At 32.6% G+C, this 11718-nt stretch carries 12 protein-coding genes; all 12 read right to left on the bottom strand.

Annotation, left to right across the window (positions count from 1 at the left end; all coding sequences use genetic code 11):
• Positions 1–23 precede the first annotated feature (23 nt).
• The 12 genes from GKG00_RS00515 to GKG00_RS00570 all read right to left on the bottom strand — a co-directional run bounded on the left by GKG00_RS00515 (position 24) and on the right by GKG00_RS00570 (position 11677).
• Positions 24–365 carry a type II toxin-antitoxin system PemK/MazF family toxin gene (locus tag GKG00_RS00515; protein WP_002835111.1) on the bottom strand — a complete coding sequence of 114 codons (342 nt, stop codon included), beginning with the start codon at positions 363–365 and terminating at the stop codon, positions 24–26.
• 109 nt (positions 366–474) lie between these two features.
• Positions 475–1650, bottom strand: a complete 1176-nt coding sequence (alr, locus tag GKG00_RS00520; RefSeq protein WP_094210053.1) for an alanine racemase — start codon at positions 1648–1650, stop codon at positions 475–477.
• The gene (locus tag GKG00_RS00525; RefSeq protein WP_154253666.1) at positions 1650–2489 is read right to left on the bottom strand and encodes an NAD(P)H-hydrate dehydratase; all 840 of its coding nucleotides are present in this window, start codon (positions 2487–2489) and stop codon (positions 1650–1652) included. Before GKG00_RS00525 ends, alr begins: the two co-directional genes overlap by 1 nt.
• A 1-nt stretch (position 2490) precedes the next feature.
• Entirely contained in the window at positions 2491–2844 is a 354-nt protein-coding gene (gene acpS / locus GKG00_RS00530) for a holo-ACP synthase (RefSeq protein WP_154253668.1), read from the bottom strand.
• A complete protein-coding gene (locus tag GKG00_RS00535) occupies positions 2834–4201 on the bottom strand; it encodes a GTP pyrophosphokinase (RefSeq protein ID WP_154253670.1) in 1368 nt (455 codons plus the stop codon). The genes acpS and GKG00_RS00535 overlap by 11 nt, the downstream gene beginning before the upstream one ends.
• Positions 4202–4298: 97 nt before the next feature.
• Positions 4299–4562: a DUF3343 domain-containing protein gene (locus GKG00_RS00540; RefSeq protein ID WP_241673625.1), complete on the bottom strand. Its 264-nt coding sequence runs from the start codon at positions 4560–4562 to the stop codon at positions 4299–4301.
• Positions 4552–5835 (bottom strand): double-cubane-cluster-containing anaerobic reductase, encoded by a 1284-nt coding sequence (locus GKG00_RS00545; RefSeq protein ID WP_094202766.1) that lies wholly within the window; start codon positions 5833–5835, stop codon positions 4552–4554. Before GKG00_RS00545 ends, GKG00_RS00540 begins: the two co-directional genes overlap by 11 nt.
• Before the next feature lie 11 nt (positions 5836–5846).
• Positions 5847–6641, bottom strand: coding sequence for a 2-hydroxyacyl-CoA dehydratase family protein (locus tag GKG00_RS00550; protein ID WP_154253672.1), 795 nt, complete (start codon positions 6639–6641; stop codon positions 5847–5849).
• On the bottom strand, positions 6641–7396 hold the full coding sequence (locus GKG00_RS00555) for an acyl-CoA dehydratase activase (RefSeq protein ID WP_154253674.1): 756 nt from the start codon (positions 7394–7396) through the stop codon (positions 6641–6643). The genes GKG00_RS00550 and GKG00_RS00555 overlap by 1 nt, the downstream gene beginning before the upstream one ends.
• 151 nt (positions 7397–7547) lie before the next feature.
• On the bottom strand, positions 7548–8192 hold the full coding sequence (locus tag GKG00_RS00560) for a hypothetical protein (protein WP_154253676.1): 645 nt from the start codon (positions 8190–8192) through the stop codon (positions 7548–7550).
• Positions 8193–8444: 252 nt separating this feature from the next.
• Complete coding sequence (locus GKG00_RS00565; protein WP_154253678.1) at positions 8445–9752, bottom strand: NCS2 family permease; 1308 nt, start codon at positions 9750–9752, stop codon at positions 8445–8447.
• An 11-nt stretch (positions 9753–9763) separates the two neighbouring features.
• A complete protein-coding gene (locus GKG00_RS00570; RefSeq protein WP_154253679.1) occupies positions 9764–11677 on the bottom strand; it encodes an ABC-F family ATP-binding cassette domain-containing protein in 1914 nt (637 codons plus the stop codon).
• Between the last annotated feature and the right edge of the window lie 41 nt (positions 11678–11718).

Here is an 11718-nt window from a genome sequence, read left to right on the forward strand (position 1 = left end):
TTTTATAAAATATGTAGTTTAGATTATATACCCACAGATATTTTTAAAGCTTCATCCAACTTTATCAGAACTCTATCATCAAAGCTACCTACTTTTTCACGAAGCCTTTTTTTATCAATAGTTCTTATTTGTTCAGCTAAAATAACTGAATTTTTCGGTAAGCCGTACTTGGATCGTTCTATTGCCACATGTGTTGGTAATTTAGCTTTATTTATTTGTGAAGTAATAGCTGCTATGACTACGGTTGGACTGTATTTGTTTCCCACATCATTTTGAACAACAACGACAGGTCTTACACCACCCTGCTCAGATCCAACAACAGGGCTTAAGTCTGCGTAAAATATGTCTCCTCTTTTTACTTTCATAAACTCACCCTATAAACTCTTCGCTATTTTAAGAACTATTTTTATTATATCCAAAACACTTCAAGAAATCAATATAAAAAACTTGCCCAACTTAAAAGCTGGGCTAAGATTAGTTGATTTTTTGTAAATAGTCACACACTTCTACGACTTTTCCATTTCTAGTATAAATTCTAGGAATTCTCATTGTAACTCTGCACAAAAGCTCATATACATTTGTGTTTGCCATTTCTGCCAAATCATACAACGATATTTCTCCCATGTCATCTTTTCCGAACAACAAAATTTTGTCGCCGACTTTTACATCTCTAATGAATGTTACATCTATCATGATTTGATCCATGCAGACTTTTCCCAAAATTTTTGCTTTTTTGCCGTTTATAATTACATAAGCTTTGTTGGATAATTCCAAAGGATAACCGTCAGCATATCCGATTGTCGCTGTTGCAACTACTGTTTCAGAGTTTGTCGTGAATGTTCTACCGTATCCAATGTCTGTTCCTTTTGGAACTGTTTTAATCATTGACACTGTTGTGTAAAGCGAAGATATTTCTTCCAGATTTAGCCTAGAATTTTCCCTTACATAATCTGATGCGTGATAGCCGTAAAGTCCGATTCCACATCTTATCATATCCAAGAAATATCCGTGAATTATCGCTCCAGCATCATTTGCTATGTGTTTAATTGGAACAGTTATTCCTCTGTTTTCAACATCAATCATAAAACCAATGTATGTATTGTATTGTTCTTTTGTATAGGAATAATCTTCGCTATCAGCATCTGAAAAATGACTATAAATTCCTTGCAACACTACATTATCCATTTTATAGATTTTGAAGATGTCTTCCAAGCATTTATCTTTGTCAAGTCTAACTTGAAATCCTAATCTTGTCATTCCTGTATCGATTTTGATGTGAACTTTGCATATTTTATTCAAACTTTTTGCAACGTTATTGATTTCAACTGCAGTTTCATAATCGTAAACCGTTAATTCGATGTTGTTTTTGATTGCTACTTCAATATTTTCATTGGAAATGTATCCTAAAATCATAATTGGTTTGAATATTCCATTTTTGCGAAGTTCCAAGGCTTCATTTATATTGGACACTGCAAAGTAATCTATTCCCAAATATTCCAATTCTTTTGTGATAAATGCTGCGCCTTGTCCATAAGCATTAGCTTTTACAACGGCACACATTTTGACTAAATTGCTGATGTTTTTGATTTCTTTGTAATTGTGTTTTAATTTGTCCAAATCAACCTTCAAATAACTCTGATATTTAAACATTATTTCTCCTTACAAGCATTAATAGCATCCGGCAAATTTCTAATAATATCCGATGCAATAATGCTGTCCTCTCCTATTTTTTGTTTTGCAAAATCTCCAGCTAATCCGTGAATGTACACTCCCAATTTACAAGCTACGAACACATCTGTGCTGTGCATGAAACTTGCAATAATTCCCGACAAACAATCGCCACTTCCAGCTGTTGCCATTCCCGCATTTCCAGTGTTATTTACATATATTTCATCATTTTTTGCGACGATTGTGTGATGACCTTTGAGAACTACAATGCATTTATGTTTTTTCGAAAAATCTGTGGCGACCTTTTCGCGATTTTGATTGATATACTCTACATCCAATCCAGAAAGTCTACTAAATTCAAGAGGATGTGGAGTTATCGCAACAGAATAATCATCGTATTCTAGTTCACTGAAATCTTTTATTGAGTTCAATCCATCTGCATCTATCAACACTGGTTTATGAAAATTTTTGAGTACGGATTTTATCAATTCGTAATTTAATTTGTCTTTTCCCATGCCACAACCTATTGCGACACAGTTTTTATTGGAAATATATTCTAAAATCTGAGAAATAGAATTTGCACTCAATTTTTTGTCGACACAATCAAGTGGAAGTATTATATTCTCAACGGATTTAATTTGCATGATTTCCGAGATAACTTCAGGGACAATTGTGTAAACCAATCCACTACCACAACGAAGTGCTGCCATGCTTGCCAAGTAGACGCTTCCACACATTCCGTTCGAACCACCAACTATGCAGACTCTTCCGTAGTTTCCTTTATTGGAAAAAGGGTCGCGTTTTTTTATTGTAAAATCCATTTTAATCCTCCAACATCAACACACACATTGCTATTGCGTATTCTTCATCGTGAGAAATAGATGCATCAATATCTAAAACTTTTGGAAATTTATCTGTATTTAATTTTACAACTAAACCGTCATCATGTATAGACTCTACATCCATAAAACTCATTTTACCAATTCCAGTCTTCAAAGCTTTTGACACTGCTTCTTTCATACAAAACATCCCTGTAATCGTCTCATAATTACGATTTTTCGATTCAATGTACGAAATTTCTCGTTCAGTAAAGACTTTTCGCATAAATTTATCCAGATTTTTGATGTTTTCTATTCGTGAAACTCTTAGAATATCAGTTCCACATCTAATCTTCATTTTTGATTCCTTCAAATTTTTCCAAGAATTTGTTTCTCAATGCTAAAAAGTCTAGTTTTTCAATGTCTTCCACGCTTTCCACATCTTTTACGAATTCTTCTACGATTTCACCTATTATTTCGAATGAATTTTGTGAAAAATTATTAATATTATATGATTCCGACAAATATTTTATGCTTTCTTTCATTAATTTATCCGTCAAAATATCTTGGTAAGTTTGGTTGATGTTGCAGTTGCTGATTTCTTTTTCGATGACTTTTTTTATGGAATATATCACATAATATACAAAATCCATAAAAATTTCGTTGTTTTCTCTGTCATCAATGGCAAATAATATCGACAAGCAGAAGTTCCAGTTGAAGTCCTTGTCCAATCGGCTGTTAAGTCCCTGTGCAAATGAAGTGTGAATGTAATCCCCAAATTCCATATCCGAAAAATCATACAATTCACCAAAACTAATTGGCTTGTTACTTATGGCATTGACTTTGTTTAATATGTCGATCAATCTTTCTTCGTATTGTTTTTTCTCCAAAACATCCATTACAGAAAACAAATAATCGCTTACTACATTTGCAATATTTCTCATATCTATTACAAAACCTAAATTGTATTTTAATTTGAGCATGTATCCATCGTGAATCATTTTTGTTATGATGCTTTTAAATTGTTGTCTTGTAGCATCATCTTCGTTGGATTCTACTGTCATCATTTTTTTGTAAACACTGTTGAGTTGTTTGTCGATAATTGTAAGGTTGTTTTTGATTGAATACATTACATCACGTATCAAATCTTCTGTCATAACGTAGTTTGAGTTTTTGTACAAAATCGAATGATCTACCTCTCCCCAGAACACATTGACCATGGATTTGATTTGCACTTCAAAATTGATTTTCATATCGTCGTTTTCCACAAAAATAGCGTCAATTTTATAAATTTCAAACCCGTTTTTTTGTTTTTGTGGTTGTGGTTGATCCAAATTAAGTCTGATTCTCATATCATACTTAGAATAATAATAGCCATTGTCATCTTTGTAATAAAAAAGTCTTTTCAAATATTCGTACAAATCTTTTTCATTTTCGTTGAAACGACATTCTATTCTAACTCCAATTAAATCTGGAAATAGATTGAACACTTCCTCTACGTCTTTACATTTTATATAATAATTTTGTTTTAGTATTTTTTCTTTGATGCTGTCTTCTTTTTTTACACGTGCGTTAATATTAATAACATCTTCGTTCGTTTCAAAAACTTTACTAAAAAACTCTTTTGTTTCTTCTGCAACAAAGTTTATGAATTTGTAACGACTATTAATTAATTTAACAGCATCATTCATAAATTGAAAAATTCCAGCTCTCATTTTATTCTCCTTTTTATTGCTACTATTATTTTACCATATTTAAGCATTTCACAAGCATCAAAAAAGAGCACTGCGTGTGCTCTTTTGATTTTACAATTTACAGAAACTTCATCCTGTTGGGATTAATGTCTCGTTCTATTTCGTGAAAGCCCTTGATTTCGATGTTGTTTTCTTCTATAATTTTTTCGATTTTGGCTTTGTCTTCCAAATTATCGTACAATATAGAAATTCCACAACACACATCCAAAACTCTTGGAGTCGGTGCAATCGTAGCTTTTATAGAATGTTGTTTGATTAAATCGTAAAGTTTTTGTCCGTTTGCCACATCTTTGAACAAGATGTAGTTCATTTTATCTGCCATTTTCAATCATCTCAACGAAGGCTTCAATTCTTGTCTTCAATTGTTCGCTGTCTTCGTCTGTATAGTCAGTTTCAATTCCCAATACTGGAATGTTGTGGTCTTTAAGTTCTTTTTCTACAATGTGACCTTCTGTATCGTAAATATTACAGAATTTTAGGTTAACGTCGATTACACCATCAACGTTGTATTCTTTTGCAAGTCTGATGATATCGTCAACTCTTTCAGTGTTTGGAGTGTAACATGCGCAGTTAATACCTTTCATGTATCTGTCTGTTAAGTGATCAACCATTTCGTCCATAGTTTTGCCGGATTCATCTACAGTTAATTCGAAATATCTTGAACCTGTACACATTTCTTCACATACAACAGCTGCTCCACTTGATTCAATGATGTGGTGTAGCTTCCAGTTTGGAATGGACAATGGAGTTCCTGTTAACATTAATCTTGTAGCGCCTTTTTTGTATACGCTAACGTTTTGTTCTTTTCTCTTATCCAATTCGTCGCACAATTCATTAACTTTTTGTGCAAATCTAGTTGGATCATCGTAGAATGCGATTTGAGAAATTAATAAACAATCTTTACCACTGATTGGAACATTGTCTAATTTACGGAATTCCCACAATCTTTGCATTGCACGTCTTTTATTGTTGATTAAAACAATTGCATCATGAAGAGATTCTGGAGTTAATTTGTTGCCAGTTAATTCTTCAATTCTTGCAATGTATCTGTAAACTTCGTCTTTGAAAAATTCAACGTCTTTGTCTCTTTTCATTTGTGGCAAATCAAAGATGTACATTGGAGCATCTTTTGACATGATTTCCCAAGCTTTTTTCTTGCCGTCGCAAGTTGTTTCTCCGACGAATAAATCTGCAAGTCTGAAGAATGGACAAGTTTTTTCAAATCTAGCACCTAAAGATGCTTTGATTAGTGGACATGTAGCAGTTGGAAGATATTTTTCTCCACCTGGTACCCAGAATTGAGATCCTGAACACAAACCAGTATTTATAGCTCCGCAACCAAATACTACTTCATCAGGAACGTGAATGCAGAATGTTCCTACAACTTTTCCGCCGTTTTTTTGGAATTCGATTAATTCAGCTGGTCTAATCCCGTGGATTTCTGCAACAACCATGTTGAAATAATCCATTTTTTCTGGTCTATTTTCTTGTGATAAATATACATCACCAAATGCTTGTGGTAAAACTTCACACAAAACGTCGTGTTGATCGACATCCATTCCTAAATCTTCCCACATTTTTCTGTAATCTGCCATTTTTATACCCCCTAGTAAGTAATTACATTATCATCACAATCAAATTGGCTACAGTTATTAATAACATAATCTGGTTTGAAATCAAATCTTCTGTACTTTTCATCTATGTATTCAAACCCTTTTTTTATAAAAATATCGTGATATTCGCCTTCACAAAAATAGCCTTCTTTGATTAATTGATCAAATTTTTTGTACACTCCAGCTGCTGCCTGAAGTTTTACAGATGATTTATCCCTAAAAGAATCATCTATATGTTCTTTGATGAATTCTATTCTTTTGTCTATGTCGAAGATAAATTTTGAGAAATATTCCACCTCGTATATTCTTCTCTCATCAATATCGCATTTTCTGAGATTGAATATAAGAGATGAAATTTCTCTGGATTTTTCAATTAATTCGTCAAATTTTTCTTCGTCAACTTTTTTGTCTAATTTGTCTTCCAGATACTCAATCAAAGATTTATAATCCCTGTATTTGTACACGAAAACATCTTTGTCAGTTTTCTTTTTCAAAGTTTCGTAGCGAATTTTGCAACTATCATCTACTATGAAAAACGATGAACTAAACATAAAAGGACATCTTCCAAGTTCCAAATAAGCAAAAGAAGAATTCAACATATCACAGTAATTATTATCCGAATAACCTTCTGTGACTTCCCTGTCCATTCCATAAGAATACACTGTTGTGACTCCAAAACTCTCAACGATTTCCCATGGAACTCTGCCCCACAATGAAACAATAGTTGTTGATTTACTCAAAGTGAGGGCATCGATATATGCGTTTTTTCTAATATCTAAATAATCCATTATCTTGCTAAGACTGCTGCTCCTATTGCTCCAGCAAATCTTGCATTCTCATTTGTTTCTACGTTTGCTGACAGAAGTTGTGACAAGTGTTCTGTCATATAATCATTTCCCGAAAAACCTCCAGTTAAGAAATAATAATCGGTAGCAGGAAGTCTGTGAACCAAAGTCTTTACTTTATTAATAATGGAATTAATTACACCACATGCAATATCTTCTTTTGGTGTGCCTTTTCCGATTAATGAAATGATTTCTGTTTCAGCAAAAACCGTACACATTGATGAAATTTTCACATCTTTTCCAGTTCTTGCCAAATCAAACATTTCGTCCAGTCCAACACCAAGACGATTTGCCATTACTTCCAAAAATTTTCCAGTACCAGCAGAACACTTATCATTCATTATGAAATCTTCTACCATACCATTTTTGTAACTTATGGCTTTTGTATCTTGTCCTCCAATGTCGATAATAGTCATATCAGTATCGTTGAAAAAACTTGCGCCTTTTGCGTGGCATGTTATTTCTGTAACGACTTTGTCCGCAAATGGAACAGAAACTCTCCCGTATCCTGTAGCGACAACTTTGCTATTATCTTCGTTTACACCATTTGATTCTAGCCATTCTTTGATAGTTTTACTTGTTTCAACAGAACTCCAGCCCGTTGGCATAACTTTTTTGAAAAGAATTTCTTTTTTTGAATCATCTAAAACAACTACCTTTGAAGCAGTTGATCCTATATCAATTCCTACATAATACATATTTATCACCATCTTCATTATAACATCAAACAAAACTATTTTCTGATTTATAGGATTATTCAATAAAACAAGCATTACTTATAGGAAAAATCTATAAGTAAAAATGTGAATTAAAAAAAGCCTTGAAAAATTAATTTCAAGGCTCTCATTCTTATCCTATTACTATAATATTTCCCCACCATCTGAAAATTGATTGTGATAATTCATTTGCAGCATATAATCTGTCTTTTCCTTTTGGTTGTCCATTAAAGTACATTTCTCCCCAATTGTTTGGATCGTAAACTTCAAAATACAATCTATTATTGATATGAGTGTATCCTTTTACAACTAAAAAATGTCCTCCTTGGTAGTTGTAAAATCTACCGATATTTGAATTGTTGTTATTATTAAATGAAATAAATCCAGTATTCACACAAACAATTGCAATGTTTCCATTATCCAATATATCTGTCAAAGTACCTTCTCCATTGTATACAATTGTACGATTTGGAATTCTTTGATCATTCAAATATTGTGATACAGTGTTTGTTGACCACCATCCACCTTGCATAGGATAACGATCTCTTGCTCCTGCTGCTGTCGCGATTGTATTTCTATTGAACCATTTTTCGACCATTACACTTGAAGATGGACCACAATTTGAGTTACTAGCCCAGCCAGTGTTTCCTTGATCTATGTACCAATTATAGTTTCTATCGTTGTGTACTTCTTGTCTTACTGCGACTGTAAAAGTAGGTGTTACTAAAACTACGATTGCCATTAAAAGCATTAATATTTTTTTGCTAAATTTTTTCATATTTTTACTCCTTTGATTTTATTTTTAAAAAGAAGACGTTTTACTTATATTTATAACCTCCTTATTTTATTTTTCTTCTTTTATTAGCTAAATTATTTGATTTTATAACAATTAATTTCATAAATCTATGTATTCTCTGTAATTATGTTATCGTTTACAATAAAAGTATAACACTTAATTTTAAATTATGAAATAGTTTTGAGCAAAAAAATAGTAGCACATTTTTCATGCACTACTATTTTTATTTAATGTTTAAAATAAAGGCCAAATTATTCTTAATACGAATACTATTGCCAATATATACATCAAAACGGAAACATCTTTTCTTTTTCCTGCTAATAATTTTATCAAAACGTAGCTTATCATTCCAAAAGAAATTCCTTCTGCAATTGAATAACAAAATGGCATCGCAATTATTGTTATAAATGCAGGAATTGCTTCTGAATAATCGTAAAAGTCGATTTCTTTGATTGAGCTAAGCATAAATAATCCTACGATTACCAATGCAGGTCCTGTTGCTTGTGCAGGAATCATTCCAAATACAGGGAACAAGAATAAGCTTAGGAAGAAAAAGAATGCTGTGGATAAAGCTGTTAGACCAGTTCTTCCACCTTCTGCAACTCCTGATGCCGATTCAACAAATGTAGTTACTGTACTTGTACCAAGTAGAGCTCCCATTGTTGTTCCAATCGCGTCTGCTAATAATGCAGGAGATGCTTCTTTTAATTTTCCTTGTTCATCTAGCATACCAGCTTTTGCACTAACTCCAACCAAAGTTCCTACTGTATCGAAAATATCTACAAATAAGAATGTGAATACTACAGTGAACATATCGAAAGTAAATATTTTATCGAATTGTATTTTAAAAGCTACTGGAGCTAATGATGGTGGCAATGTTATTGGAGATCCGCCTTGGTATTTTGACACTCCCAAAATTAAAGCTAAAATCGTAGAAGCCAAAATTCCATACATCAACGCACCTTTGATTTCTCTAGCCAAAAGTAAAGCGATAATGAATAATCCTACAATAAATACTACGCTTTCTCTGCTCAAGAGATTTCCCAATTGTAAAACAGTACCTTCACCTTGCAAAATAATTCCTGAATTTACCAAACCAACTAGCGCTATGAAAAGTCCAATTCCACAGCTAACTGCTTTTTTTAAATTAATTGGAATCGCATCAAAAATCATTTCTCTTACTTTAAATAATGAAAGAATTAAAAATACAATACCTTCCAAAAATACTGCAGTCAAAGCAAATTGCCAAGTATAGCCTAGTGTTTTAACAACTGTAAATGTAAAAAATGCATTAAGCCCCATACCTGGTGCCAAACCAAATGGCAAGTTGGCTAAGAAAGCCATACAAACCATGGCAACAATACTTGCAATTACACTAGCAGTAAAAACTCCACCCTTGTCCATTCCAGTTTGACTCAACATTTGAGGATTGACTGCCAAGATATAACTCATAGTCATAAATGTAGTAAATCCAGCCATTAATTCCGTCTTTACATCTGTTTTCCTCTCAGATAGACGAAATTTTTTTTCTAAAAAATCCAAGTTTTCCCTCCTTAATTTTTATCAAAATCTTCGTATTCCAATTGTTTATCTTCCCAATCTGAATACAAAGAATTTTTGTCAGCGTTAAGATGTTCCAGTTCTTCATTTAATTGAAGAATTTTTTGAGGATCATCGTAAATATCATTTTGACAAAACAGGTCTTCAATTTCTTTGATTCGTTCGTCAATTTTATCTATAGTCGATTCAATCGTTTCAATTTGTTTTCTCAGTTTTTTAAGATTATTTGTGATAACACGTTGTTTTTTCTTTTCTTTCAAAGCTGCAGTTTTGTTCAAACTTTCCTCTGTTTTATCCACTTTTAAATCATTGATTTTCTCTTGATAATAATCGTAATTTCCAAGGAAAGTAGTCGTTTTATCTTTTTCCAACACAATGATTTTATCACAAACTCTGTTCAAGAAGTATCTATCGTGGCTAATTACAAAAACAGTACCTTCGTAATTTATCAAAGAATCTTCCAAACTTTCCTTTGAGTCAATGTCCAAGTGGTTAGTAGGTTCGTCCAGTAACAAAAAGTTTGATTTTGAAAGCATCAACTTCAGCAAAGATACACGCGCCTTTTCTCCACCACTCAAATCTTCAATAAGTTTGAAAATATCGTCTCCCACGAAATTCATAATAGCAAGGGCACTTCTGATTTCGTAGTGAGTCATTTTAGGATATTCGTCCCAAATTTCATCTATAATTGTGTTTTTATCGTTCAAATACATCTGTTCTTGGTCAAAATATCCGATGTTTACATTGGAACCTAACCTGAATTTTCCAGAAGTTGGTTTTAATTTTTTGGTTATAATATTGAATAAAGTCGTTTTTCCAACTCCATTTGCTCCAATAAGTCCAACTCTTTCTTCCTTATATATATCTAAGTTACAGTTCTCAAAAATAAGCTTGTCGTCGATTTTTTTGGACAAATCTTCAACCATCAAAACGTCTTTGCCGCTTGGTGAAGATATTTTGAATTTAATTCCAAAAGTTCCATCATCATACGTTGGCTTATCCATAAGCTTCATTTTATCCAAGAGTTTCTTTCTGGATTGTCCTTGTTTATTCTTCTTAGCATTATCAGTGCTAGTGTATTTTTCAACGATTTCAAGTTGTCTCTTATACTCACGTTGTTGATTTTCGTAAGTCTTTCGTTGGATATCCATATAGATTTTTCTCTGTTTCATAAAACCAGTGTAATCTGTCTCGTACGTTTTGATGGTTCTATTTTCCATATGAAAAATCCTATTTACAATTCCATCTAAGAAATATCTATCGTGAGAAATTATCACACAAGCGCCCTTGTAATTTTTCAGAAAAGTTTCCAAAAACTCGATAGCTTTGATATCCAAATGGTTGGTAGGCTCGTCTAGTAACAATACGTCACATTTTTGTAGAAGAAGTTTTGCGAGCATTATTCGAGATTTTTGACCACCACTGAAATTAGTGACATTTTTATCCAAATCATCATCCGAAAATCCCAAACCTTTTAGTGTGCCTTTGATTTCAGAATCGTAGAGATATCCTCCCATTGATTCAAATCTTTCCAAATCTCTGTGGTATTTGTTCATCAAATCTTCCAAATCTTCGGTATCCTTCATTTGATTTTCGTATTCTCGAAGTTTGTTCTCCAATCTCAATACTTCTGAAAAAACGCTCAAGCATTCTTCGTACAAAGTATTAGTCGAATCGAATGAATTATGTTGCTTCAAGTATCCTATTTTCATATCATTTTTGATGAACAAGTCTCCACCGTCTTTAGACAATTCTCCTGTCAAAATATTAAACAAAGTGGATTTACCAGCACCATTTATTCCTATGATTCCAATTTTATCATTGTCGTTAATATTAAAAGTAACATTTTCTAAGATACTTTTATCTAAGAAAGATTTTTCTATGTCTTTTGCGCCTATTAGAATCATTTTTTCACTTCCTAACTAAACAGTCAATCAACTCAATTCTG

The organism is Finegoldia sp. BIOML-A1, from assembly GCF_009678325.1.
GTDB lineage: Bacteria > Bacillota > Clostridia > Tissierellales > Peptoniphilaceae > Finegoldia > Finegoldia magna.

What these genes read in the sequence shown, in the direction of transcription:
- GKG00_RS00570 (WP_154253679.1), bottom strand. Translation starts at nt 11,677, where the DNA reads ATGATTCTAATAGGCGCAAAAGACATAGAAAAATCTTTCTTAGATAAA.
- GKG00_RS00515 (WP_002835111.1), bottom strand. Translation starts at nt 365, where the DNA reads ATGAAAGTAAAAAGAGGAGACATATTTTACGCAGACTTAAGCCCTGTT.
- GKG00_RS00545 (WP_094202766.1), bottom strand. Translation starts at nt 5,835, where the DNA reads ATGGCAGATTACAGAAAAATGTGGGAAGATTTAGGAATGGATGTCGAT.
- alr (WP_094210053.1), bottom strand. Translation starts at nt 1,650, where the DNA reads ATGTTTAAATATCAGAGTTATTTGAAGGTTGATTTGGACAAATTAAAA.
- GKG00_RS00525 (WP_154253666.1), bottom strand. Translation starts at nt 2,489, where the DNA reads ATGGATTTTACAATAAAAAAACGCGACCCTTTTTCCAATAAAGGAAAC.
- GKG00_RS00540 (WP_241673625.1), bottom strand. Translation starts at nt 4,562, where the DNA reads ATGGCAGATAAAATGAACTACATCTTGTTCAAAGATGTGGCAAACGGA.
- acpS (WP_154253668.1), bottom strand. Translation starts at nt 2,844, where the DNA reads ATGAAGATTAGATGTGGAACTGATATTCTAAGAGTTTCACGAATAGAA.
- GKG00_RS00560 (WP_154253676.1), bottom strand. Translation starts at nt 8,192, where the DNA reads ATGAAAAAATTTAGCAAAAAAATATTAATGCTTTTAATGGCAATCGTA.
- GKG00_RS00555 (WP_154253674.1), bottom strand. Translation starts at nt 7,396, where the DNA reads ATGTATTATGTAGGAATTGATATAGGATCAACTGCTTCAAAGGTAGTT.
- GKG00_RS00535 (WP_154253670.1), bottom strand. Translation starts at nt 4,201, where the DNA reads ATGAGAGCTGGAATTTTTCAATTTATGAATGATGCTGTTAAATTAATT.
- GKG00_RS00550 (WP_154253672.1), bottom strand. Translation starts at nt 6,641, where the DNA reads ATGGATTATTTAGATATTAGAAAAAACGCATATATCGATGCCCTCACT.